This is a genomic window from Bradyrhizobium sp. 41S5, assembly GCF_011516665.3.
Taxonomy (GTDB): domain Bacteria; phylum Pseudomonadota; class Alphaproteobacteria; order Rhizobiales; family Xanthobacteraceae; genus Bradyrhizobium; species Bradyrhizobium quebecense.
Genome location: NZ_CP083721.1, coordinates 6,038,360 through 6,061,605, shown reverse-complemented (window position 1 = coordinate 6,061,605; position 23,246 = coordinate 6,038,360). Strand labels below are relative to the sequence as shown.

General features: G+C 65.0%; 23 protein-coding genes. 21 read left to right on the top strand and 2 right to left on the bottom strand.

Annotated elements, in window-relative coordinates; genetic code table 11:
- The first annotated feature begins 54 nt into the window (after positions 1–54).
- The 6 genes from HAP47_RS29225 to HAP47_RS29200 all read left to right on the top strand — a co-directional run bounded on the left by HAP47_RS29225 (position 55) and on the right by HAP47_RS29200 (position 7,812).
- Complete coding sequence (locus HAP47_RS29225; RefSeq protein WP_173641616.1) at positions 55–312, top strand: DUF6489 family protein; 258 nt, start codon at positions 55–57, stop codon at positions 310–312.
- Positions 313–377: 65 nt separating this feature from the next.
- Positions 378–1,112 (top strand): alpha/beta hydrolase, encoded by a 735-nt coding sequence (locus tag HAP47_RS29220; RefSeq protein ID WP_231169011.1) that lies wholly within the window; start codon positions 378–380, stop codon positions 1,110–1,112.
- 58 nt (positions 1,113–1,170) lie between these two features.
- Positions 1,171–2,721 carry a WS/DGAT/MGAT family O-acyltransferase gene (locus HAP47_RS29215; RefSeq protein ID WP_173641617.1) on the top strand — a complete coding sequence of 517 codons (1,551 nt, stop codon included), beginning with the start codon at positions 1,171–1,173 and terminating at the stop codon, positions 2,719–2,721.
- Between the two features lie 11 nt (positions 2,722–2,732).
- Positions 2,733–3,728, top strand: a complete 996-nt coding sequence (locus HAP47_RS29210) for an alpha/beta fold hydrolase (RefSeq protein WP_173641618.1) — start codon at positions 2,733–2,735, stop codon at positions 3,726–3,728.
- Positions 3,729–3,861: 133 nt separating this feature from the next.
- Positions 3,862–7,095, top strand: a complete 3,234-nt coding sequence (locus tag HAP47_RS29205) for a bifunctional cytochrome P450/NADPH--P450 reductase (protein ID WP_173641619.1) — start codon at positions 3,862–3,864, stop codon at positions 7,093–7,095.
- A gap of 42 nt (positions 7,096–7,137) precedes the next feature.
- Positions 7,138–7,812, top strand: a complete 675-nt coding sequence (locus tag HAP47_RS29200; RefSeq protein ID WP_173641620.1) for a spermidine synthase — start codon at positions 7,138–7,140, stop codon at positions 7,810–7,812.
- 72 nt (positions 7,813–7,884) lie between these two features.
- Here the strand turns inward: HAP47_RS29200 and HAP47_RS29195 are convergent, their stop codons facing one another.
- On the bottom strand, positions 7,885–8,280 hold the full coding sequence (locus HAP47_RS29195) for a nuclear transport factor 2 family protein (protein ID WP_371821824.1): 396 nt from the start codon (positions 8,278–8,280) through the stop codon (positions 7,885–7,887).
- A 288-nt stretch (positions 8,281–8,568) separates the two neighbouring features.
- A complete protein-coding gene (locus HAP47_RS29190; RefSeq protein ID WP_173641622.1) occupies positions 8,569–9,495 on the bottom strand; it encodes an alpha/beta fold hydrolase in 927 nt (308 codons plus the stop codon).
- Between the two features lie 173 nt (positions 9,496–9,668).
- Between HAP47_RS29190 and HAP47_RS29185 the strand changes: the two genes are divergently transcribed.
- The 15 genes from HAP47_RS29185 to iaaH all read left to right on the top strand — a co-directional run bounded on the left by HAP47_RS29185 (position 9,669) and on the right by iaaH (position 23,065).
- Positions 9,669–10,052 (top strand): hypothetical protein, encoded by a 384-nt coding sequence (locus HAP47_RS29185; RefSeq protein ID WP_173641623.1) that lies wholly within the window; start codon positions 9,669–9,671, stop codon positions 10,050–10,052.
- Positions 10,049–11,131, top strand: a complete 1,083-nt coding sequence (locus HAP47_RS29180; protein WP_173641624.1) for a PHA/PHB synthase family protein — start codon at positions 10,049–10,051, stop codon at positions 11,129–11,131. Before HAP47_RS29185 ends, HAP47_RS29180 begins: the two co-directional genes overlap by 4 nt.
- Positions 11,128–11,724, top strand: a complete 597-nt coding sequence (locus tag HAP47_RS29175) for a GNAT family N-acetyltransferase (protein WP_173641625.1) — start codon at positions 11,128–11,130, stop codon at positions 11,722–11,724. Before HAP47_RS29180 ends, HAP47_RS29175 begins: the two co-directional genes overlap by 4 nt.
- 181 nt (positions 11,725–11,905) lie before the next feature.
- Complete coding sequence (locus HAP47_RS29170) at positions 11,906–12,382, top strand: phasin (RefSeq protein WP_173641626.1); 477 nt, start codon at positions 11,906–11,908, stop codon at positions 12,380–12,382.
- A 216-nt stretch (positions 12,383–12,598) separates the two neighbouring features.
- Entirely contained in the window at positions 12,599–13,882 is a 1,284-nt protein-coding gene (locus HAP47_RS29165) for a DUF445 domain-containing protein (RefSeq protein ID WP_173641627.1), read from the top strand.
- Positions 13,883–14,084: 202 nt separating this feature from the next.
- Positions 14,085–14,855, top strand: coding sequence for an esterase/lipase family protein (locus tag HAP47_RS29160; protein ID WP_173641628.1), 771 nt, complete (start codon positions 14,085–14,087; stop codon positions 14,853–14,855).
- A 102-nt stretch (positions 14,856–14,957) separates the two neighbouring features.
- Positions 14,958–15,827: a phenylacetic acid degradation operon negative regulatory protein PaaX gene (gene paaX / locus HAP47_RS29155; protein ID WP_173641629.1), complete on the top strand. Its 870-nt coding sequence runs from the start codon at positions 14,958–14,960 to the stop codon at positions 15,825–15,827.
- Between the two features lie 76 nt (positions 15,828–15,903).
- On the top strand, positions 15,904–16,896 hold the full coding sequence (gene paaA, locus HAP47_RS29150) for a 1,2-phenylacetyl-CoA epoxidase subunit PaaA (protein ID WP_173641630.1): 993 nt from the start codon (positions 15,904–15,906) through the stop codon (positions 16,894–16,896).
- Positions 16,897–16,910: 14 nt separating this feature from the next.
- Positions 16,911–17,198 (top strand): 1,2-phenylacetyl-CoA epoxidase subunit PaaB, encoded by a 288-nt coding sequence (gene paaB / locus HAP47_RS29145; protein WP_024579339.1) that lies wholly within the window; start codon positions 16,911–16,913, stop codon positions 17,196–17,198.
- A gap of 146 nt (positions 17,199–17,344) precedes the next feature.
- Entirely contained in the window at positions 17,345–18,121 is a 777-nt protein-coding gene (paaC, locus tag HAP47_RS29140; RefSeq protein ID WP_173641631.1) for a 1,2-phenylacetyl-CoA epoxidase subunit PaaC, read from the top strand.
- Positions 18,115–18,618 carry a 1,2-phenylacetyl-CoA epoxidase subunit PaaD gene (gene paaD / locus HAP47_RS29135; protein WP_173641632.1) on the top strand — a complete coding sequence of 168 codons (504 nt, stop codon included), beginning with the start codon at positions 18,115–18,117 and terminating at the stop codon, positions 18,616–18,618. Before paaC ends, paaD begins: the two co-directional genes overlap by 7 nt.
- Positions 18,619–18,620: 2 nt before the next feature.
- Positions 18,621–19,697 (top strand): 1,2-phenylacetyl-CoA epoxidase subunit PaaE, encoded by a 1,077-nt coding sequence (gene paaE, locus HAP47_RS29130; RefSeq protein ID WP_173641633.1) that lies wholly within the window; start codon positions 18,621–18,623, stop codon positions 19,695–19,697.
- A gap of 94 nt (positions 19,698–19,791) precedes the next feature.
- A complete protein-coding gene (gene paaI / locus HAP47_RS29125) occupies positions 19,792–20,247 on the top strand; it encodes a hydroxyphenylacetyl-CoA thioesterase PaaI (protein WP_173641634.1) in 456 nt (151 codons plus the stop codon).
- Positions 20,248–20,266: 19 nt separating this feature from the next.
- A complete protein-coding gene (paaK, locus tag HAP47_RS29120) occupies positions 20,267–21,598 on the top strand; it encodes a phenylacetate--CoA ligase PaaK (RefSeq protein ID WP_173641635.1) in 1,332 nt (443 codons plus the stop codon).
- Positions 21,599–21,634: 36 nt separating this feature from the next.
- Complete coding sequence (gene iaaH / locus HAP47_RS29115; RefSeq protein WP_173641636.1) at positions 21,635–23,065, top strand: indoleacetamide hydrolase; 1,431 nt, start codon at positions 21,635–21,637, stop codon at positions 23,063–23,065.
- Positions 23,066–23,246 lie beyond the last annotated feature (181 nt).

The window sequence follows — 23,246 nt, the reverse complement described above, 5'->3', positions numbered from 1 at the left end:
CCGACCCCGTCCCGGCGATACTGAGGCGGGCCAGGCGCATTTGAGGAGGCGGATATGAAGGTCAACGTCGAGATAGATTGTACGCCCCTTGAAGCGCGGCAGTTCTTCGGCCTGCCGGACGTAGCACCGATGCAGAACGCGGTGATGGACAGGCTGCAACAGCAGATGCTGTCGAACATCGAGAAGGTTTCGCCGGAAGCGTTGCTGCAAAGCTGGTTCACCTTCGATCCCAAGCTCGCCGAGCGCTTCCAGGACATGTTCGTGGCGATGGCCGGCTTCGGCGGCGGCGCGGGCAAGAAGGACAAGAAATAGTGGCGGCCGCGAAAGGGAGCGTCGATGGGGCCGAACGCCGGTTGCGTCCGCCCAGCCTGTTCCTGATGCTGGCGGAAGCGCGCGGCGTGCTCGAGCTGAATTCGAGCCTGCTGCTGTCGCCCCTGCTGATGCAGGCGCCGAAGGGCGACGGTCATCCGGTGCTGGCGCTGCCCGGCTTCCTCGCCAGCGACCTTTCGATGGCGCCGATGCGGCGCTATCTGAAGGAGCTCGGCTATGACGCCTACGCCTGGAACATGGGCCGCAATTTCGGCGGGATCTCCAGCAGGCGGAGTGCGCTGCGCGACCTGCTGAAGCGGGTCCATGAGGCGTCGGGGCGCAAGGTCTCGATCATCGGCTGGAGCCTGGGCGGCGTCTATGCGCGCGACCTCGCGTCGCAGATGCCTGAGCTGGTGCGCTCCATCGTCACGCTGGGCAGCCCGTTCGCCGACGATATTCGCGCCACCAACGCGACCCGGCTGTACGAGCTGCTGTCCGGCGAGGGGGTGGACGATATTCCCGAGATTCGCGTGGCGATCGCCGGCGACATGCCGGTGCCGGCAACCTCGATCTATTCCCGCACCGACGGCATCGTGAACTGGCGGACCTCACGGGTGCGGCCGTCGGCGAGCGCGGAGAACATCGAGGTGCATCTCGCCAGCCATCTCGGCCTCGGCGTCAACCCCGCGGCGCTGTGGGCGATCGCGGACCGGCTGGCACAGCCGGAAGGGGAGTTCCGGCATTTTGACCGCTCGGGCCCCTTTGCCATTGCCTATGGGCCGGCAGAACAGGCACTATCCTAACCAGACGACGAGAAGCGCCGCCAAGGCGCCCGCGTAAGTTGGCTCTCGGGAGGAGACCATGAGCGACGCCAAAAAGCTGTCCTCGCTGGACGCATCGTTTCTGTATCTGGAAACGCCGGAAATGCCGATGCATGTCGGCAGCATGGCGATCTTCCGGCTGCCCGACGGCTACAAGGGCGACTTCTTCGAGGAGTTCAAGGCGATGATCGCCTCGCGGCTGCACATCGCGCCGATCCTCAAGGCGCGCCTGCAGAAGGCGCCGCTCGACATCGATCACCCGTCCTGGGTCGAGGACGACCAGTTCGACATCGACCGCCACATCTTTCGCGCCAGCCTGCCTGCGCCGCACGACCGCGCGACGCTGGAACGCATCGTCGGCTGGATGCACGCCAAGCTGTTGAACCGCGCCCGCCCGCTCTGGGAGTTCTACGTCTTCGAGGGCATGAAGGACAACGAGATCGGGCTCTATTCCAAGATGCACCACGCCTGCATCGACGGCGGCGCCGGCGCGGCGCTCACCAGCATGATCTACGACCTCACGCCGGTGCCGCGGCAGATCGATCCGCCGAGCGCGAAAAAGGTCGCGCAGGAGCCGCGCGACATCGCGGCCAATTTGATCGACGCCTATCAGCAGCTCTGGACCCAGCCGTTCGAGGCGGCCGCCACCGCGCAAAAGAGCCTGGAACTGCCGCGCTCCGGCAAGAGCGACCTCGGCTCGATCCTGTTCGACAATGCCATGTTCCAGATCGAGAGCGCGGTGAAGTTCGCGGGCTCCATGCCGACCGTGCTCAAGAGCCTGTCCGACGTCGTCGCCAAGATCGCCGATCCCAGGTCGCGCGAGAGTCTGCAGGCGATGTCCTCGCCGCCGACCATCCTCAACAAGGCGATCTCGTCGGAGCGCAGCTTTGCCGGCACCTCGATCTCGCTGTCGCGCGCCAAGGCGCTGGCGAAAGCCTCGGGCGGCAAGCTCAACGACGTCGTGCTGGCGCTCGCCTCCGGCGTGGTGCGGCGCTATCTGATCAGCCAGGGCGCGCTGCCGAACAAGTCGCTGACGGCAGGCGTGCCGATCTCGCTGCGCGAGGAAGGCAACGCCGAATCCAACAACCAGGTGTTCGGCATGATTTGCTCGATCGCGACCGACGTCGAGGACCCGAAGAAGCGGCTGGAGACCATCATCGCGCAGTCCACCAAGTCCAAGGAGATGTCGCATCCGCTGCGCGCCCTGGTGCCGCAGGTTTCCAATATCTCGCTGCTCGGCGCGCCGATCCTGGTGCAGGTCATGGCGCTGCTCTACAGCCGATCCGACCTGTCCAATGTGCTGCCGCCGGCCACCAACATCACGGTGTCGAACGTGCCGGGTCCGCGGCAGACGCTGTACGCGGCTGGCGCGGAACTGCTGCACATCTTCCCGGTCTCGATCTCGACCCACGGGATCGCACTCAACATCACCGTGCAGAGCTACCGCGATCAGCTCGATTTCGGTTTCATCGTCGGTGCCAACATCATCCCCCATGTGCAGGTGATGTGCGACATGCTGCCGCTCGAATTCGATGCACTTGAGGCGGCGTTCGCGCCGCCGCCTGCCGACATCAAGGGCGCGGCCGAATAGGAATCCTGTCAATGATCGATATGCCATCGCTGCAGTTCGCCGAGACAAACGGCATCCGCATGGGGTTTTACGAAGCTGGCCCCAGGACCGACGCGCCGCCCGTGGTGCTGTGCCACGGCTGGCCTGAACTGGCATTCTCCTGGCGCCATCAGATCAAGGCGCTGGGCGAGGCCGGCATCCGGGTGATCGCCCCGGATCAGCGCGGCTATGGCGCGACCGACCGGCCGGAGCCGGTTGAGGCCTACGACATGGAGCACCTGACGGGCGACCTGGTCGGCCTGCTCGACCATCTCAAGATCGACAAGGCGATCTTCGTCGGTCACGACTGGGGTGGCTTTGTCGTCTGGCAGATGCCGCTCAGGCATCCGTCGCGGGTCGCCGGCGTCGTTGGCGTCAACACGCCGCATTGGGACCGCGCGCCGATGGACCCGATCGCGCTGTTCCGCCAGCGTTTCGGCGACCAGATGTACATCGTCCAGTTCCAGGATCCGGCGCGCGAGCCCGACCGGATCTTCGGCAGCCGCGTGGAGCAGACCTTCGACGCTTTCATGCGCAAGCCGGCGGCGCGCCCGCCGGGCACGCCGGAGGAGCAGCCGATCGCCGGCGTCGGCGCCTCGGCGCGGCTCAACCTGGCGTTCCCGCAGATGATCGCGAACTACGACGCCAAGCACGATCCGCGGACGCCGATCCTGTCGGCGGAGGAGAAGAAGGTGTTCGTCGACACCTTCAGCAAGACCGGGTTCACCGGCGGTATCAACTGGTATCGCAACTTCACCCGCAACTGGGAACGCTCGGCGGGGCTCGACCATCACGTGCGCGTGCCGTCGCTGATGATCATGGCCGAGAACGATGCGGTGCTGCCGCCCTCGGCCGCCGACGGCATGGAGAAGCTGGTACCGGACCTCGAAAAGTATCTGGTCCGAGACAGCGGCCATTGGACGCAGCAGGAAAAGCCGGACGAGGTCAGCGCCAAGCTGATTGAGTGGCGTAGGCGAAGATTCGGCTAGGCGTCATCCTGAGGTGCGCGCCGGCTTCGGCGCGCCTCGAAGGATGAGAGGGACTGGAGCAAGCGGCCATCCTCCGAGACGCGCGCGGTGCGCGCTCCTCAGGATGACGACGTAGTGAGGGGGCACTTCGAAGATGGCGTCCGGGAACAGACTGAGTCCGATTCCGCATCCGCCGACGAAGCCGGTGGTCGGCAACATGCTGTCGCTGGATTCGACCGCGCCGGTGCAGCATCTGGTGAAGCTCTCCAAGGAGCTCGGGCCGATCTTCTGGCTCGACATGATGGGTGCGCCGATCGTGATCGTCTCCGGTCACGATCTGGTCGACGAGCTCTCCGACGAAAAGCGCTTCGACAAGGCGGTGCGCGGCTCGCTGCGTCGGGTGCGTGCGGTCGGCGGCGACGGGCTGTTCACCGCCGACACCAAGGAGCCGAACTGGAGCAAGGCGCACAACATCCTGATGCAGCCGTTCGGCAACCGCGCCATGCAGTCGTATCACCCGAGCATGGTCGATATCGCCGAGCAGTTGGTCAAGAAATGGGAGCGCCTCAACGCCGACGAGGAGATCGAGGTCGTCCACGACATGACGGCGCTGACCCTCGACACCATCGGGCTGTGCGGCTTCGACTACCGCTTCAATTCGTTCTACCGTCGCGATTACCACCCCTTCGTGGAATCGCTGGTGCGCTCGCTCGAGACCATCATGATGACCCGCGGCCTGCCGCTCGAGGGTCTTTGGATGCAGAAGCGGCGGAAGACGCTGGCCGACGACGTCGCCTTCATGAACAAGATGGTCGACGAGATCATCGCCGAACGTCGCGGCAATACCGACGTGACCAGCGACAAGAAGGACATGCTGGCCGCGATGATGACCGGCGTCGATCGCGCCACCGGCGAGCAGCTCGACGACGTCAACATCCGCTACCAGATCAACACGTTCCTGATTGCCGGCCACGAGACCACCTCTGGCCTGCTGTCGTGCACGATCTATGCGCTGTTGAAGCATCCCGAGGTGCTGAAGAAGGCCTATGAGGAGGTCGATCGCGTCCTTGGTCCCGACGTCAACGCGAGACCGACCTATCAGCAGGTGACGCAGCTCACCTATATCACCCAATGCCTGAAGGAAGCGCTGCGGCTGTGGCCGCCGGCGCCGGCCTATGGCATCGCGCCGCTCAACGACGAGACGATCGGCGGCAAGTACAAGCTCAAGAAGAACACCTTCATCACCATCTTGGTGATGGCGCTGCATCGCGATCCCTCCGTCTGGGGCCCGAACCCCGACGTGTTCGATCCCGAGAATTTCAGCCGCGAGGCGGAGGCCAAGCGCCCGATCAACGCCTGGAAGCCGTTCGGCAACGGCCAGCGCGCCTGCATCGGCCGCGGCTTTGCCATGCACGAGGCGGCGCTCGCGATCGGCATGATCCTGCAACGCTTCAGGCTGCTCGACGTGCATCGCTACCAGATGCACCTAAAGGAGACGCTGACCGTCAAGCCCGACGGCTTCAGGATCAAGGTGCGGCCGCGCGACGACAGGGATCGCGGCGCGTTCGCCGGCAGCACCGGCGCCGTTGCGGCCGCGCCGAAGGCACCGCGCGCGCCGACCACGCGCCCCGGCCACAACACGCCGATGCTGGTGCTCTACGGCTCCAACCTCGGCTCGGCCGAGGAGCTGGCGACCCGCATGGCCGATCTGTCCGAGATCAATGGTTTTGCCACCCGGCTTGGCCCGCTGGACGACTATGTCGGCAAGCTGCCGGAGGAGGGCGGCGTCCTGATCATCTGCGCCTCCTACAATGGCGCGGCGCCCGACAATGCGACGCAATTCGTCAAATGGCTCGAAAGCGACCTGCCGAAGGACGCCTTCGCCAAGGTGCGCTATGCTGTGTTCGGCTGCGGCAACAGCGATTGGGCGGCGACCTATCAGTCGGTGCCGCGCTTCATCGACGAGCAGCTGACCAAGCACGGCGCCCGCGCGGTCTATCCGCGCGGCGAGGGCGATGCGCGCAGCGATCTCGACGGCCAGTTCCAGAAATGGTTCCCGGAGGCCGCGAAGGTCGCGACCAAGGAATTCGGCATCGACTGGAATTTCACCCGCACCGCCGAGGACGAGCCGCTCTACGCGATCGAGCCGGTGGCGCAGGGCGCGGTCAACACCATCGTGACGCAGGGCGGCGCGGTGCCGATGAAGGTGCTTGCCAACAACGAGCTGCAGACCAGGGAAGGCGCCCATCCGTCGGAGCGCTCGACCCGCCATATCGAGGTCGAGCTGCCGGCCAGTCTCGGATATCGCGTCGGCGATCATCTCAGCGTGGTGCCGCGCAACGATCCTACATTGGTCGATTCCGTTGCGCGCCGGTTCGGCTTCCTGCCGGCCGACCAGATCCGCCTGCAGGTCTCGGAAGGCCGCCGCGCGCAGCTGCCGGTCGGCAACGCCGTGTCGGTCGGCCGGCTGCTCACCGAGTTCGTCGAGCTGCAGCAGGTTGCAACCCGCAAGCAGATCCAGATCATGGCCGAGCACACCCGCTGCCCGGTGACCAAGCCGAAGCTTATGGCCTATGTCGGCGACGACGATGCTGCGGCCGAGCGCTATCGCACCGACGTGCTGGCCAGGCGCAAATCGGTGTTCGATCTGCTCGAGGAATATCCGGCCTGCGAGCTGCCGTTCCACCTCTACCTTGAAATGCTGTCGCTGCTGGCGCCGCGCTATTACTCGATCTCGTCGTCTCCTGCAGGCGATGCGCTGCGCTGCAGCGTCACCGTCGGCGTGGTGGAAGCGCCTGCAAGCTCGGGCCGCGGCACATACAAGGGCGTCTGCTCGAACTATCTGGCGCGCCGCCGGGCGGGCGACACCATCCATGCCACGATCAAGGAGACCAAGGCCGGTTTCCGCCTGCCCGACGACAACGCCGTGCCGATTATCATGATCGGGCCGGGAACCGGGCTCGCACCGTTCCGCGGCTTTCTGCAGGAGCGCGCCGCGCGCAAGGCAAAAGGCGCGACGCTGGGCCCCGCGATGCTGTTCTTCGGCTGCCGGCATCCGGAGCAGGATTTCATCTATGCGGATGAGCTGAAGGCGTTCGCAGCCGGTGGCATCAGTGAACTCTACACCGCCTTCTCGCGCGCCGACGGGCCCAAGACCTACGTGCAGCATCTCGTCGCCGCGCAGAAGGATCGGGTCTGGGAACTGATCGAGCAGGGCGCGATCGTCTATGTCTGCGGCGATGGCGGCAAGATGGAGCCCGACGTCAAGGCGACGTTGATGTCGATCTATCGCGACCGCACCGGTGCCGACACTGGCGCCACCGCGCGCTGGATCGAGGACATGGGAACCAGGAACCGCTACGTGCTCGACGTCTGGGCCGGCGGCTAGCCTGCCTTCGGCAAAGGTGCCGGCCATGTTACAAGCCATCCCATGATTCCATGGGAGAAGATCGAGACCGCGCGCATTCCCGGCACTGAGGGTGAACTGCGTCTGATGCGGCGAGGCCGCGAATTCTCGATCATGCTCGGCACCAATGAGCTGATGAACAGCCGCCTGTCGGGCTCGGAAGCCGCGCTGGCGACACTCGCGGCGAAGAAGATCGATAAGGTCGAACGGCCGCGTTTTCTGATCGGCGGCCTCGGCATGGGCTTCACGCTGCGGGCGGCGCTCACCGTGCTTGGACCCGAGGCGCAGATCGTGGTGGCCGAGTTGGTGCCGGCCGTGGTCGCCTGGGCGAGGGGCCCGATGGCCGAGATCTTCGGCGACAGCCTGAACGATCCGCGCGTCAGCATCCAGGAGATGGATGTCGCCGATGTGATCGAGCGCAATCCGCGCACCTACGATGCCATTCTCCTCGATGTCGATAACGGCCCGGAAGGCCTGACCCGCAAGGCCAATGACGCACTGTATGACATCTCTGGACTCAAGATCGCCCACACGGCGCTGCGGCGCGGCGGCGTGCTCGCCGTCTGGTCGTCCGGTCCGAACGCCAAGTTCCCGAAATCGCTGTCCCACGCCGGATTCGCGGTCAACGAAGTCGCCATCCGTGCCACGGGCCGTGGCCGCGGCGTGCGCCACGTGATCTGGATCGCGGTCAAGGAGTAGCAGGCATCTCGGCGAGCTCGCGAACCTGACTGTGTGCCATGTCCGGCGCAAGGCCGGGGCATGTGGGTACTTTCAGAACATCGTGTTGTTATTCGCCGGATTCTCCGGAACCGGCTGCACCACGTCCCAATGCTCGACGATCTTGCCGTCCTCGAGCTTGAAGATGTCGATGATCGCATTGCCGCGGGTGCCGGGCTCGCGCACCGCGTGGACGTGCAGGATCACGTAGTCGCCGTCGACGAACGAACGCTTGATCTCGCTGTGCGAGTTCGGAAACTTCTCGCGCAGGAAGCCGATGAACTTGCGGAAGCCTTCGGGACCGTCGGCCGCGCCGGGATTGTGCTGCACATAGCGGTTGCCGACATAGGCGAGCGCCGCGTCGGCGTCCTTCTGGTTCAGCCCCTTCTCGTAGAAGGCCAGCACCGCCTTGCGGTTGGCTTCCTGCTGCGCGTCGCTGGTGGCGGCCATCGCGGCGGAAGATGCGAGCGCGAGGAAGAGAGCGGCGACGGCTGTCCGCGGCCGGAGGATGGTCTTCATCTGGTGACTCCCGGAGGCTAATGGCGCGCGATCTGCGCGGTGCATTGCGCTCTCTACAGCCTCCATGCCGTGCCCGGAAGAACGCACTCCCGGCTCACATGGTTACCGGGAGATACCAGAGCTCCGTTCCGATTGAACCGGAACGGGGCTCTGGATTCTTGTTTTGACGCGTCTTCTTGACGCGAACCGGTATCCACTTCGCTTGAAAACGCTCTAGCCTCACGCCGCCTTCACCGCCGCCCCATGCGCGTGCTTGTCGATGGCGTCGATGATCTGCGGCCACATCGGGATCGGCAGCGCATGGCCCATGCCCTCGATCATCAGGAGCTTTGCGCCCGGAATCGAGACCGCAGTGTCCTTGCCGCCTTCGGGATGCACCAGCGGATCGACGGTGCCGTGGATCACCAGCGTCGGCGCCTTGACGCTGCCCAGACGCTCCTTGCGGCTGCCGGAGGCGAGGATGGCGCGGAGCTGGCGGCCGACGCCTTCCGGATTGAGGCCGCGCTCAAAGCTGCGCCGCGCACGTTCCGGGTCCAGTGCCTCATCCTCAGGGAACGAGCCGTTGCGCAGCACCTTCCAGGTCTGGCCGAAACGCACGAAGTACTCCTCCTTGCTCTTCGGCGGCGGCGCCATCAGCACCGCGGTCGCCGCGCGGGTCGGTCCCGGCACCTTTGGATTGCCCGTGGTCGACATGATCGAGGTCAGCGAGCGCACGCGCTCGGGAAAGGTGATCGCAACCTCCTGCGCGATCATGCCGCCCATCGACGCGCCGACCAGATGCGCGGTGCGGATGCCGAGCGTGTCCATCAGACCGATCGTGTCCCGCGCCATGTCGGCCAGCCGGTAGGGCGCTGCGACCGGAATCTTCAGGAAGCGCAGCTTCAGCAGCTCCAGCGCGGTCAGCCGGTTGCCGCCGCTCATCCGGGAGGATTTGCCGATATCCCTGTTGTCGAACCGGATCACGCGAAACCCGCGCGCAGCAAGCCGGCAGCAGAATTCGTCGTCCCAATGGATCATCTGGGCGCCGAGGCCCATGATCAGAAGCAGCGGCTTCGCATTCGCATCGCCAAAAATCTCGTAGCAGATGTCGATGCCGTTGGCGCGGGCGAGCTGCGGCGGCTGATGGGCGGTCGTGGTCACGGGCATCCTCTCCTGGATTCGCGGTCAGGAACCTCCACGCTGCCATAGATTGACGCAGCGCAGAAGAGCGTCAACGTCGCCGGACGCCGCACTGTTGACCGATCAGCGGCAACAGTGTCGTATGGCACAAACAAACGGAAGCGCGACAAGCGCTCGGAATTGACGTGGAGGAGGGCCGCATGGCCGACAAGGGCAACGACCCTGCCGTGATCTGGCAGACGATGATTGGCGAGATGGAGAAGGGGTTCAACTCCTTCGGCAACCAGTTGATGACCTCGCCTGAATTCTCCAAGGTGATGAATCAGGCCGGCAGCGCCGCGGCGGGCGCGCAGAAGCAGCTCGGCGAGCTGATGGAGAAATATCTGCTGGCGATGAACCTGCCGAGCCGGGCCCAGCTCGTCGGCATGGCCGAGCGCCTGCAGTCGATGGAGACCCAGCTCAACGAGATCAAGACGCTGCTGCAGCAGGTGCACCACAATTCGCTGGCGCCGAACGACGGCTACGGCGCAACGCCACGGCCGCCGCGCACCAGGCGCCCGCCATCGGAGGGAGACAGCAAATGAATGCTCCCACCGGGTTTGATTTCGCCTCGATCTCCGAGCGAGTCCAGTCCGAGGTGCAGCGCGCGATCCAGCGCAGCATCAAGGGCGTCGAGTATTTCTCGAGCTCCGGCCCCGAGCTCGGCTCGACGCCAAAGGACGTGCTGTATTCGCGCGGCACCATGAACCTCTATCACTACCGGCCGCAGACCAGTGAGGTCTATCGCGTGCCGGTCCTGATCGTGATGGCGACCACCAACCGCGGCTACATCCTCGACCTCGTACCCGGGCAGAGCTTCATCGAGTTCCTGCTCAAGCGCGGCTTCGACGTCTACATGCTGGACTGGACCGCGCCGAAGCCCGAGGAGAAATCGCTGCGGATGGAGGACTACGTCCTCGACTTCATTCCGGAATCGGTCCGCCGCGTGCAGCAGGACTCCGGTGAGAAGGACCTCTCCGTGATCGGCTATTGCTTCGGCGGCGTATTGTCGCTGCTTTATGGGTCGATCTTCAACGACGGGCCGATGAAGAATTTGATCTGCTTCACCACGCCGATCGATTTTCGCGAGATGAAGCTGTTCTCGAATTTCGCCGACCGCCGCTATTTCGACGTCGACCGTCTGATCGACAGCACCGGCAACATGCCGCCCGAACTGATCCTGCAATCGTTCGACATGTTGCGGCCGGCCGCGCGCGTCGTCGGCCAGATCCAGCTCTGGGACAACATCTGGAACGACGAGTTCGTCAAGTCGTACCGGATGTTCGACCGCTGGGCGACCGACACGCTGCCGCTGGCGGGCGAATATTTCCGTGCCATCACCAAGGACCTGATGTGGGACAACAAGCTCTACAACGACACTATGACGGTCGGCGGCCGCGCGGCCAAGCTCGCCGACATCAAGGTGCCGATCCTGCACGCGGTCGCCGAGCACGACCACATCGTGCCGTATGACGCGGCAAAGCACCTGATCACCAAGATCGGCTCCGAGGACAAGGAGGAGGTGATGCTGAAGGGCGGTCACGTCTCGCTGGTCGCCGGCGCCAATGCAATCAAGCGGCTGTGGCCGAAACTGGACTCCTGGTTGAGCAAGAGATCGACATGACCGAACAACGTTCCTATCCGCGCCACGTCAAGACCGAGGCGGGCGACATCGAGTTTCGCCTGATGAAGCGGGCCGACGAGGCCGCGGTGCTGGCCTTTGCGCAGCAGCTGCCGACGCACGATCTGCTGTTCCTGCCGCGCAACATCAGCCAGCCGAAGGTGCTGTCGGCCTGGATCAACGAGATCGAGCGCGGCGATATCACGAGCCTGCTCGCGATCAAGGACGGCAAGGTGGTCGGCTGCGGCACCCTGGTGCGCGATCCGCACTCCTGGTCGCCGCATGTCGGCGAGATCCGGATGGTGGTGTCGCTCGACGTGCGCGGGCAGGGCGTCGGCCGGGCGCTGTCGCAGGAGACTTTCGCCATCGCGCTCGGCGCCGGGCTGGAGAAGTTCTCGGTGCAGATGACAGTCGACCAGCGGGCGGCGATCGCGCTGTTCGAAAGCCTCGGCTTCAAGGCGGAGGCCCTGCTGCGCGACCATGTCCGCGACGTCGAGGGCAAGACCCACGACATCGTCGTGCTCGGGCACAACGTGGCGCAAGTCCGGGCGCAGATGGAGGCATACGGGGTGTCCGAGGCAGTTGGCGGTAATTAGCAACCGTAAATCGCTGGTTCCTTAGGCAATCGGCCGGATATTCATCTTCTTCACAGGCTCGTGATATCGCGCTGCAACATTGATGTTGCGGCGCACCATGAATTGTGACACAACAGCCTCGCCCCGGGCCAATCCGGACGGGGTGAGCCCATAGCTCAAACGTGAGGATGGAGAGACCCCAATGACCACCGAAACCAATTCCGTGCTGAACAACGTCAAGGATGCTTTCGCGCCCGTCACCGAGGCGTTCACCAAGCTCCAGAACATGGAAGTTCCGGAAGCCGCCCGTGAGTTCGTGAAGAAGCAGGCCGAGGCCGCCAAGACCCGCGCCGCCGACGCGTATGCCGGCTCCGAGAAGGTGACCAACGTGATCGAGACCGCCGTTGCCGGTTCGGTGACCGAAGCCGCCAAGATCAGCCGCAACATCCAGCAGGCGCTCTACCAGGACGCCGAGGCGTTCTTCGCCGGTATCGACAAGCTCGCTTCCGCCAAGTCGCTGAGCGAAGCCGCCCAGATCCAGTCGGACCTGGTCCGTGCGCGTGGCGAACTGTTCGTCTCGCGGGCGAAGGCCACCACCGAGTATCTCGGCAAGCTCGTCACCGACGGTGCGAAGACCGCGCAGGACAACTTCGCCAAGGTCTACAGCAAGACCGCCTGATCGCGCTTGCGCTGACCACTGCCCTTTTCGAAGGCCCGCCATTTTGCGGGCCTTCTTTTTTGCGGTGCTTCTCATACATCGTTGACGTCGCGCCTGCCGTCAGTGCGAGGAGCGAAACGAAGCAATCCACCTCTGCGCGAGCGGCGAAATGGATTGCTTCGCTTCGCTCGCGATGACGGCTAGTGTGCGGCCAGTGCGAAAGCTTGCTCTATCCCCATGACCCTTCCCGCCGCCCTCATTGCAACGCCCGTCGATGCCGAACGCGCGGCCGAGCTGCGGCGCGTGAAGTGGCTGGCGACCGGCGTGCTGGCGGCAACCCTCATCATCTTCATCGCAGCGAAGGCGCTGCTGCCGGTGCATCCCGCCTTCGGCTTCATTGCGGCATTTGCCGAGGCCGCGACCATCGGTGGGCTGGCCGATTGGTATGCCGTCGTCGCCCTGTTCAAGCGGCCGCTGGGGCTGCCGATTCCGCACACCGCGATCATCCAGAGCAATCAGGAACGCATCGCCGAGAAGCTCGGCGAATTCATCGAGAACAATTTCCTGGAATCCGGGCCGGTCGAGGCCAAGCTGCGCGAGATCGATTTCGGCAGCTTCATCGCCGACTGGCTGCGCGACCGCAAACGTTCCGAGGATCTCGCCCGCTTCGTGCTGCGGATGCTGCCCGAAGCGTTTGCGGCGACCGAGAGCTCGGGCCTGATGCAGTTCATCAGCCGCCGCGTCACGACGCAGGTGCTTTCGATCGATCTTGCGCCGATTGCGGCCGGCGCGCTGCGCGGCTTCGTGCAGGAGGGCAAGCATGGCGGCCTGCTCGACGACATCCTGCGCGTGCTGCACCAGACGCTGACGCAGCAGGAGACCATGGCCGTGATCCGCGACAAGGTCCGCGCGGAGATGCCGACGCTGTTGAGGCTCTATCGCGCCGACAAGTTCGTGGTGAACCGGATCATCGCCTCGGCCACGAAATTCTTCGAGGAAGTGCGCAACGACCCGCAACATCCGTTCCGCGGCGAGTTCGACCGGATGCTGCTGTCGTTCGTCGACCGGCTCGGCAGCGACAAGGCGTTCGCCGATCGCATCGACGGTCTCAAGCGCGATCTGATGGCGCGGCCGGAGCTCGCCAATCTCGGGCGCACGATCTGGGCCAACGTCAAGGATTTCATCGAGCGCAGCGCCTCGGGCGAGTCGCAGGTACTGCAGCATCAGCTGGCGCGAATGCTCGTCGAGGCCGGCGACGCGCTGGACGGCGACGCCGAGCTGCGCGGCGAAATCAACCAGGGCCTGGTCGCGGTTCTGCGCACGGTCGTTGCCGAGCAGAAGAGCGGCGTCTCGACCTTCATCGCCGACCAGATGAAGAGCTGGGACATGGAGCAACTGATCTCGTTGATCGAGGTCAATGTCGGCAAGGACCTGCAATACATCCGCTTCAACGGCTCGCTGATCGGCGGGCTTGCCGGGCTCGCGCTTTACACGCTCGAATATGTGCTGCGGCTGCTGTGACCGATTGGGCACGGAGATCAGTTTAGTTGTTGCAAGTGTGACGTGGACCGCTTGCGCGAAAGTGATCGGTTCCCTAACTTTTCAAGATTGATTGTTGCGTTGCGGAACGATTCCGCCGGGTTTGCGTCAACTCTACTGACCCATCCTGTTGATCCGTTGCCGGCCGCCGAGACGTCAAAGGCCGTGCCGAAGAGGAGTTGAAATGTCCATTGCTGCGCAGACGCTAAGCCCGCCGTCCAGGACATTGATGTTTCTGGAAGGCCGCGCCATTCACGAGCTCGGTGCCTTTCTTGGCGCGTTGCCGCTGCTGAGCCTCGCGCCGCGCGGCGATGGGCATCCGGTGCTGGTGCTGCCCGGGCTGATTGCCTCCGACATGTCCACGCGCCCGCTGCGCGACTTCCTCAAGAGCAAGGGCTATGGCGTCAGCGGCTGGCGCCAGGGCCGCAACCTCGGGCTTCGCGCCGGCGTGCAGGACGGGATGGTCGATCTGCTGCAGGAGATGAATGAGACCAGCGGAAGCAAGGTCTCGGTGATCGGCTGGAGCCTCGGTGGTCTCTATGCGCGCCAGCTCGCCAAGATGATGCCGGAGCGCGTGCGCCAGGTGATCACCCTCGGCAGCCCGTTTGCCGCCGGCCCGAAGTCGACCAATGCCTGGCGCGTCTACGAGATGGCCAGCGGGCGCCGTGCCGACGAAGAGGACCAGCGTTTCGGCGGCTCGCTCGCCAGCGCACCGCCGGTGCCGACCACCGCGATCTTCAGCCGCACCGACGGCGTCTGCGCCTGGCAGGGTTGCCGTGAGCAGGCCTCGTCAATGACCGACAGCATCGAGGTCGAGAGCAGCCATTGCGGCATGGGCCATCATCCGGCCGTGGTCTATGCGGTCGCCGATCGCCTCGCGCAGAAGGACAGCGAGTGGGCGCCGTTCGATCGCAGCGGCTGGCGCAGCTTGGTCTATCCGGATCCCAATCGATAGGCGTTGCGAAGATCTCTGTTCACCTCGCCCCGCTTGCGGGGAGAGGCAGAAGCGAGAGCGCCCGCATTGTCGTGAATCGATAAAACGCGCTATGCGTTGCGCATGCCACAGCCGCTTGCCCGCATCGTCGATCAGCTGAAGCGCGAGCCGTCACGCACGGGCTCGATCATCATCACCGTGTTCGGCGATTCCATCGTGCCGCGCGGCGGCTCGGTTTGGCTCGGCACGCTGCTCGAATTCTTCAAGTCGCTCGACATCGACGGCAATGTGGTGCGCACCGCGATGTCGCGGCTCGCCGCCGATGGCTGGCTCGAGCGCAGCAAGGTCGGCCGCAACAGTTTTTATCGCTTGAATGCGAAGGGGCGGCAGACCTTCGACACCGCGACCAGGCACATCTACGATCCGCCGCCGTCGGACTGGACCGGCCGCTTCGAGCTGCTGTTGATCGGCAATGCCGAGGATCGCGATGCCGCGCGCGAGGCGTTGAAGAATGCCGGCTTTGGCAGCCCGCTGCCCGGCGTATGGGTTGCGCCGTCGGGCGTGCCTATCCCCGGCGAGGCATCGCGCGCGATCCGTCTGGAAGTCTCCGCGGAGGATGACAGCGGGCGCAGGTTGCTCAGCGAGAGCTGGCCGCTCGATCGGACCGCGGACGCCTATCTGAAGTTCATGAAGACGTTCGAGCCGCTGCACGGCTGGATCGTCAGAGGCGAGAAGCTGAGCGACGCCGACGCCTTCACCGCACGCATTCTGCTGATCCATCACTACCGCCGGGTCGTGCTGCGCGATCCGCTGTTGCCGTATCAGTTGTTGCCGAAGGATTGGCCGGGCCGGGCAGCCCGGAAACTCTGCGGTGAGATCTATCGCGGGTTGCTTTCGCCGTCGGAACAATGGCTTGACGACCGTGCAACCAACGAGGACGGGCCGCTGCCGAAGCCCAACGGGGCCGTGGCGCGTCGCTTCGAGGGCGTCTGAACATATTACAGAAATATATTGCATTTAGAAATTTGTGTTATATATTCCTTCCCAACAACACACTGGGAGGTTGGCCATGTATACGCAGGCGCTAAACTCATCCGACGGCGACGATCGCGCCGTCGAGGATGTCGCCCGTGCCAATCAGTTCCAGGCCCGTATCGATGCCGACGAGCGCATCGAGCCGAACGACTGGATGCCGGCGGCTTACCGCAAGACGCTGACCCGGCAGATTTCCCAGCACGCCCATTCCGAAATCGTCGGCATGCTCCCCGAGGGCAACTGGATCACCCGTGCGCCGTCGCTGCGCCGCAAGGCCGCGCTGCTCGCCAAGGTGCAGGACGAATGCGGTCACGGGCTCTATCTCTACGCCGCCGCCGAGACGCTCGGCACCTCGCGCGAGGAGCTCGTCGACGCGATGCTCTCGGGCAAGGCGAAATATTCCTCGATCTTCAATTATCCGACCCTGACCTGGGCCGACATCGGCACCATCGGCTGGCTGGTCGACGGCGCCGCGATCATGAACCAGATCCCGTTGTGCCGCTGCTCCTACGGCCCCTATGCGCGCGCCATGATCCGCGTCTGCAAGGAAGAGTCGTTCCACCAGCGCCAGGGTTTCGAGATCATGGTGACGCTGTGCCGCGGCACCGCGGAACAGAAGGCGATGGCGCAGAACGCGCTCGATCGCTGGTGGTGGCCGGTGCTGATGATGTTCGGCCCGGCGGACCAGGTCAGTCAGCACAGCGACACCTCGACCAAGTGGAAGATCAAGCGCTTCTCCAACGACGAGCTGCGCCAGAAATTCATCGACGCCACCGTGCCGCAGGCCGAGTTTCTCGGGCTCACGATTCCTGATCCCGGCATGAAGCAGAACGAGAACGGCAATTGGGTGCACAGCCCGATCGACTGGGACGAGTTCAAGCAGGTGCTCGCCGGCAACGGCCCCTGCAACCGCGATCGCCTCGCCGCGCGCCGCAAGGCGCATGAGGAAGGCGCCTGGGTACGCGAGGCCGCGATGGCCTATGCCGAGAAGCGCAAGAGCCGCCAGCTCGCGCAAGCCGCAGAATAGAGGGAGCGCTAGAGATGGCCACGCCGAACGTTCCGCTCTGGGAAGTCTTCATCCGCAGCCGCAATGGCCTTGCGCACAAGCATGTCGGCTCGCTGCATGCGGCGGACTCGACGCTGGCGCTGCAGGCCGCGCGCGACATCTACACCCGCCGCGGCGAGGGCTTGTCGATCTGGGTGGTGCCCTCGAACGCGATCACCGCGTCCGACCCGTCCGAGAAGGGCATGATGTTCGAGCCGGCGGAATCCAAGATCTACCGTCACCCAACCTTCTACGACGTCCCCGACGAAGTCGGGCATATGTGACTTTCACCCGTCATGGCTGGACGACGTTTCGCATCGCCAGGAGAACCATGACGCCCCGATCGTAACCGCGGCCATCCTTCGAGACGCCTGCTGTGCAGGCTCCTCAGGATGACGTCGAGCAAGTGGATGCAGGTGGAATAGAGAACATGGCAACCGCCAATATCGCAGTCTCAGAAACGCCGCTGGTGCTCTATGCGCTGCGCCGCGCCGACGACGCGCTGATCCTCGGTCATCGGCTGTCCGAATGGTGCGGCCATGCGCCCGCGCTGGAAGAGGACATGGCGCTCGCCAATATGGGTCTCGACCTGCTCGGCCAGGCCCGCGAGCTCTACACCTACGCGGCCAAGGTCGAAGGCAAGGATAACGACGAAGACAAGTTCGCCTATCTGCGCGACGTCAGGCAGTACCGCAATCTGCTGCTGGTCGAGCAGCCGAACGGCGACTTTGCCCGCACCATGGTGCGGCAGTTCTTCTACGCGGCATTCGCCGATCTCTACTGGCGCGCGATGATGGCCTCCTCCGATCCGACGCTCGCTGCGATCGCGGCGAAGTCGGAGAAGGAGAGCGCCTATCATTTGCGGCATTCGTCGGAATGGATCGTCCGCCTCGGCGACGGCACCGAGGAGAGCCACCACCGCGCGCAGGATGCGATCGACGATCTCTGGGCCTATACCGGCGAGATGTTCGCGGTCGACGACAGCGAGCGCAGCTTGATCGATGCCGGCATCGCGATCGATCCAGCGGCGCTCAAGTCGCGCTGGCTGAAGACGGTCACCGGCATCGTCAACGAGGCGACGCTGGCGCTGCCATCGGGCAACTGGATGCAGCAGGGCGGCCGCAGCGGCAGCCACAGCGAGCATCTCGGCCATCTCCTCAGCGAGCTGCAGTCGATGCAGCGGACCTTCCCGGGGGCAACATGGTGACGGCTGCGCTCAGCGATGCCGATCTGCGCCGGCGCGCCTGGAGCGCGGCTGCGCAGGTGGTCGATCCCGAAATCCCGGTGCTGACGATCGCTGATCTCGGCGTGCTGCGCGATGTCGCGGTCCACGACGGCCATGTCGAGGTCGCGATCACGCCGACCTATTCCGGCTGTCCCGCGATGAACATGATCGCGCTCGAGATCGAGCTTGCGCTGGAACGCGAGGGCATTCATCAGCCGAAGGTCCGCACCGTGCTGTCGCCGGCCTGGACCACCGACTGGATGAGCGAGGACGGCCGCCGCAAGCTGAAGGAGTATGGCATCGCGCCGCCGCTGCCGGGCTCCTCCCGCCGCGCGCTGTTCGGCGAGCAGCGGGTGGCGTGCCCGCAATGCGGATCAGGCGATACCGAACTGCTGTCAGAATTCGGCTCGACCTCCTGCAAGGCGCTGTGGCGTTGCAAGTGCTGCCGTGAACCCTTCGACTACTTCAAGTGTCATTGACCATGTCGACCCCGCGATTCCACCGTCTGTCCGTCAGCGATCTGCGCCGCGAGGCGTCGGATGCCATCTCGATGACCTTTGCGATCCCTGACGATCTGCAAGACGACTACCGCTTCACGCCGGGCCAGTATCTGACGCTGCGCACCACGATGGACGGCGAGGAAGTCCGCCGTTCCTACTCGATCTGCTCCGGCCCCGACGACGGCGAATTGCGCATCGCGGTGAAGAAGGTCGATGGCGGCGCCTTCTCGAACTGGGCCGCCGACGAGCTGAAGGCCGGCGACGAGCTCGACGTGATGACGCCGACCGGCCGTTTCGGCGTCGCGCATGCGCCCGGCGAGGCGCGGACCTATGTCGGCTTCGCCGCCGGCAGCGGCATCACGCCGATCCTCTCGATCATCAAGGGCGTGCTGGCGCGCGAGCCGGACAGCCGCTTCTTCCTGTTCTACGGCAACCGCTCCACCGAGGGCATGTTGTTCCGGGAGGCGCTGGAGGAGCTGAAGGACCGCTTCATGCAGCGGCTGTCGGTGTTCCACGTCATCTCGGGCGAGGAGCAGGACATCCCGATCCTGCACGGCCGGCTCGACGGCGAGAAGGTGCGGGTGCTGCTGCGCTCGCTGGTGCCGGCCGCGACGGTCGATCATGTCTTCGTCTGCGGCCCGGCCGCGATGAGCGAGACGATCGAGGCGACCTGCCGCGAGATCGGCATCGCCGCCGACCGCATTCATGTCGAGCGCTTCGTGTCGGAATTCGGCGGCAAGCCGCGAGCGAAAGTGGTCGTGCCGGCCGGCGCGCCGCCGAAGGCGATCGCCGGACTGATCATCGACGGCAAGCGCCGCGAGGTCCCGGTGGCCGACGGCGAGTCGATCCTCGATGCCGCGCTGCGCGCCGGCATGGATTTGCCGTTCGCCTGCAAGGGCGGCATGTGCTCGACTTGCCGCGCCAAGCTCGTCGAAGGCGAGGCACCGATGGATCTGAACTATTCGCTGGAGCCGTGGGAGCTGAAGGCGGGGTTCATCCTCACCTGCCAGGCCAAGCCGTGCTCCGGTAAGGTCGTGGTCGACTACGACCACGTCTAGTTCTATTCGCGCGTTGACACCTCCGGTGTCGCGCCCAACACTGACGTGACAGCAAGAAGCCCGTCGCAACGGGCCCGCGCAGAGGGAGTTCGAGGTGAATGTGAAGGCCACGCTATCGCCCCAGGATGTCGCCCGCGCCTGCGCGGATGCGATGTGGAAGGAAGACGACGCCAGCAAGGGTCTCGGCATGGAGCTGGTCGAGATCAAGCCGGGGCAGGCGGTGATGGCGATGACGGTGCAGCCGCACATGGTCAATGGCCAGCGCATCTGCCATGGCGGCTACATCTTCACGCTCGCTGACTCAGCCTTCGCCTTTGCCTGCAACAGCCGCAACGATCGCGCGGTGGCGGCGCAGGGCAACGTCACCTTCATCCGGCCCGGCAAGCTCGGCGACCGTCTGGTGGCGACCGCGCGCGAGATCTCGCGCAGCGGCCGCTCGGGAATTTACGACGTGCGCGTCACCGCCGGCGACAGCGTGATCGCCGAGTTTCGTGGGCATTCGCGCGTGATACAAGGCAGCTGGCTGCCGGACACGGACATCAAGGCATAAGGCTTCAGGGGAAACGTCGATGGCAACGGCAAAGCTCAAGGTCAAGGACGGCGGTTATCACGCCGAGCTCGATGCGGCCGAACGCGCCTCGCGCGACGAGATCATGGCGCTGCAGACCAGGCGGCTGGCCTGGTCGCTCAAGCACGCCTATGACAATGTCGCGCACTACAGGAAGGCGTTCGACTCCGCTGGCGTGCATCCTTCCGACTTCAGGCAGCTTTCCGATCTCGCAAGATTTCCCTTCACGGTGAAGACGGATCTGCGCGACAATTATCCCTTCAACATGTTCGCGGTGCCGCGCGAGCAGCTGGTGCGCGTCCATGCCTCCTCCGGCACGACCGGCAAGCCGATCGTGGTCGGCTACACCAGGGCCGACATCGATACCTGGGCGGACGTGATGGCGCGCTCGATCCGCGCCGCCGGCGGCCGCAAGGGCATGTTAATGCATAACGCCTATGGCTATGGCCTGTTCACCGGCGGCCTCGGCGCGCATTACGGCGCCGAGCGGCTCGGCTGCACGGTGATCCCGATCTCCGGCGGCATGACCGAGCGGCAGGTGCAGCTCATCAACGACTTCCGGCCCGACATCATCACGGTGACGCCGAGCTACATGCTGGCGATCCTCGACGAGTTCAAGCGGCAAGGGCTCGACCCGCGCAAGTCGTCGCTGAAGTTCGGCATCTTCGGCGCCGAGCCGTGGACCAACGCGATGCGCGTCGAGATCGAGCAGGCCTTCGACATGGATGCGACGGATATCTACGGCCTGTCGGAGGTGATCGGCCCCGGTGTCGCGCAGGAATGCGTGGAGACCAAGGACGGCCTGCACATCTGGGAGGATCACTTCTATCCTGAAGTGATCGATCCGCTGACCGGCAAGGTGCTGCCCGACGGCGAGAGGGGCGAACTGGTGTTCACCTCGCTGACCAAGGAAGCCTTCCCGATCATCCGCTACCGCACCCGCGACCTGACGCGGCTGCTGCCCGGCACGGCGCGGCCCGGCATGCGGCGGATGGAGAAGGTGACCGGCCGCTCCGACGACATGATCATCCTGCGCGGCGTCAACGTGTTCCCGACCCAGATCGAGGAAGCGCTGCTTGCGACCGACTGGTGCGGCGGCCACTTTGTTATAGAACTCACCCGCGAGGGCCGCATGGACGAGATGACGGTGCTCGCCGAAGCCCGGCCCGAGAGCTGGGACGGCGAGGGGCTCACCGCGCACGCCGAGAAAGTCTCCGCCTTCATCAAGAACACGATCGGCATTTCGACCCGCGTCCGCGTCGTCGCGCCCGAGACATTGGAACGTTCGCTCGGCAAGGCGAAACGTGTTTACGACAAGCGGCCGAAAGAATAGCCTCTCGCCCGCAATCCAAAAGGGCGCGGGGTTTCCATGGCCGATACCAACGAAGCAACCGCTGCGAAAATCGTGGCTGATATCCGCGACGGCAGGGTGACGGCGGTCAGCGTCGTCGAGGCGGCGCTCGATCGCGCGGAGCGGCTCAAGCACCTCAACGCCTTCATTTTGCTGAACCGCGACGGCGCGCTGGCTGCGGCGCGCCAGGTCGATGCCGGCACGCGCACGGGCGTGCTGGCCGGGCTTCCGATCGTCGTGAAGGACAACATCAACACATCAGACCTGCCGACATCGGGCGGCACCCCGGCGCTGCAACACGCGCGGCCTGCGCGCAATGCGCCGTCGCTGCAGAAGCTGCTCGATGCCGGTGCCGTCGTCATCGGTAAGACCAATCTGCACGAGCTCGCCTTCGGCATCACCAGCACCAACCTCGCGCCGTTCGCGGGACCGGTGCGCAATCCCTACGACACCAACAGGATCCCGGGCGGGTCGTCCGGCGGAACGTCGGCGGCGATCGCTGCGCGTATCGCCAGCTGCGGCCTCGGGTCGGACACCGGCGGCTCGACCCGCGTGCCGGCCGCGCTGACCGGGACCGTGGGCCTCAGGCCTTCGGTCGGCAATGGCGGTGCCGAGCGGCGCTATCACGACGACAACCAGGTGGTTCCGATCAGCCATACCCGCGACACGGTCGGCCCGATGGGACGCACGGTCGCCGATGTCGCGCTGCTCGATGCCGTGATCACAGGCACGCCGCTGGCGTCAGCCATTCCGCTACACGGCGTGCGTCTCGGCATTCCCGGCTGTTTCTGGAGCGGCCTCGATCGCGATGTCGAAGCTGTTGCCCGCACCGCCTGCGCGCGGCTCATTGCGGCCGGCGCGGTGCTGGTGGATGTCGATATGCCTGAGCTGTTCGAGCAGAACGGCAAGGTGTCGTTCGTGGTCGCGCTGCATGAACCGATCGCCGATATCCCGGCCTGGCTCAAGGCCTCCGGGATCGAGGGGATCACGCTGTCCGATATCGCGGCCCGCGTCGCCAGTCCCGACGTCGTCGGCGCTTTCGGCGCCATCACGGCGGACGCCTTCGGTGCCGCCTATGACGATGCGATCAAGGTGCAGCGGCCGGCGCTGCAGGCGATCTATGCGGCGTATCTCAGGGACAACAAACTGGACGCCATCCTGTTTCCGACCACGATCGCGCCTGCGCCTGTCATCGACGAGAAGACCGGGTCCGGCGAGATGTCGGTCAATGGCGGCGAGCCGGTGCTGACCTTCGGCACCATGATCCGCAACACCGATCCCGGCAGCAATGCCGGCCTTCCCGGGCTGTCGCTCTATGCCGGCATGACGCCCGATGGCCTGCCGGTCGGGCTCGAGCTCGACGGTCCGGTCGGCAGCGATGCCAGATTGCTCGGGCTTGGCCTGTCGATCGAAGCGCTTCTGGGTACGGCCCCGCCGCCGCAGCTCTGAGTAGAGCGTTTTCAAGCGAAGTGGCTACCGGTTCGCGTGAAGAAAACGCGTCGAAACAAGAATCCAGAGCCCCGTTCCGATTCGATCGGAACGGGGCTCTAGGCCTCCCGCAACAAGCCCCTTGAATTGATCGGCCAGTCGACTAGTCATGGCCTGAGGCCACTTGGCCGCCACGATCCGC

Excerpts from the sequence above, each read along its gene's own strand:
- HAP47_RS29225 (WP_173641616.1), top strand. The coding sequence starts at position 55 with ATGAAGGTCAACGTCGAGATAGATTGTACGCCCCTTGAAGCGCGGCAG.
- HAP47_RS29220 (WP_231169011.1), top strand. The coding sequence starts at position 378 with ATGCTGGCGGAAGCGCGCGGCGTGCTCGAGCTGAATTCGAGCCTGCTG.
- HAP47_RS29215 (WP_173641617.1), top strand. The coding sequence starts at position 1,171 with ATGAGCGACGCCAAAAAGCTGTCCTCGCTGGACGCATCGTTTCTGTAT.
- HAP47_RS29210 (WP_173641618.1), top strand. The coding sequence starts at position 2,733 with ATGATCGATATGCCATCGCTGCAGTTCGCCGAGACAAACGGCATCCGC.
- HAP47_RS29205 (WP_173641619.1), top strand. The coding sequence starts at position 3,862 with ATGGCGTCCGGGAACAGACTGAGTCCGATTCCGCATCCGCCGACGAAG.
- HAP47_RS29200 (WP_173641620.1), top strand. The coding sequence starts at position 7,138 with ATGATTCCATGGGAGAAGATCGAGACCGCGCGCATTCCCGGCACTGAG.
- HAP47_RS29195 (WP_371821824.1), bottom strand. The coding sequence starts at position 8,280 with ATGGCCGCCACCAGCGACGCGCAGCAGGAAGCCAACCGCAAGGCGGTG.
- HAP47_RS29190 (WP_173641622.1), bottom strand. The coding sequence starts at position 9,495 with ATGCCCGTGACCACGACCGCCCATCAGCCGCCGCAGCTCGCCCGCGCC.
- HAP47_RS29185 (WP_173641623.1), top strand. The coding sequence starts at position 9,669 with ATGGCCGACAAGGGCAACGACCCTGCCGTGATCTGGCAGACGATGATT.
- HAP47_RS29180 (WP_173641624.1), top strand. The coding sequence starts at position 10,049 with ATGAATGCTCCCACCGGGTTTGATTTCGCCTCGATCTCCGAGCGAGTC.
- HAP47_RS29175 (WP_173641625.1), top strand. The coding sequence starts at position 11,128 with ATGACCGAACAACGTTCCTATCCGCGCCACGTCAAGACCGAGGCGGGC.
- HAP47_RS29170 (WP_173641626.1), top strand. The coding sequence starts at position 11,906 with ATGACCACCGAAACCAATTCCGTGCTGAACAACGTCAAGGATGCTTTC.
- HAP47_RS29165 (WP_173641627.1), top strand. The coding sequence starts at position 12,599 with ATGACCCTTCCCGCCGCCCTCATTGCAACGCCCGTCGATGCCGAACGC.
- HAP47_RS29160 (WP_173641628.1), top strand. The coding sequence starts at position 14,085 with ATGTCCATTGCTGCGCAGACGCTAAGCCCGCCGTCCAGGACATTGATG.
- paaX (WP_173641629.1), top strand. The coding sequence starts at position 14,958 with ATGCCACAGCCGCTTGCCCGCATCGTCGATCAGCTGAAGCGCGAGCCG.
- paaA (WP_173641630.1), top strand. The coding sequence starts at position 15,904 with ATGTATACGCAGGCGCTAAACTCATCCGACGGCGACGATCGCGCCGTC.
- paaB (WP_024579339.1), top strand. The coding sequence starts at position 16,911 with ATGGCCACGCCGAACGTTCCGCTCTGGGAAGTCTTCATCCGCAGCCGC.
- paaC (WP_173641631.1), top strand. The coding sequence starts at position 17,345 with ATGGCAACCGCCAATATCGCAGTCTCAGAAACGCCGCTGGTGCTCTAT.
- paaD (WP_173641632.1), top strand. The coding sequence starts at position 18,115 with ATGGTGACGGCTGCGCTCAGCGATGCCGATCTGCGCCGGCGCGCCTGG.
- paaE (WP_173641633.1), top strand. The coding sequence starts at position 18,621 with ATGTCGACCCCGCGATTCCACCGTCTGTCCGTCAGCGATCTGCGCCGC.
- paaK (WP_173641635.1), top strand. The coding sequence starts at position 20,267 with ATGGCAACGGCAAAGCTCAAGGTCAAGGACGGCGGTTATCACGCCGAG.
- iaaH (WP_173641636.1), top strand. The coding sequence starts at position 21,635 with ATGGCCGATACCAACGAAGCAACCGCTGCGAAAATCGTGGCTGATATC.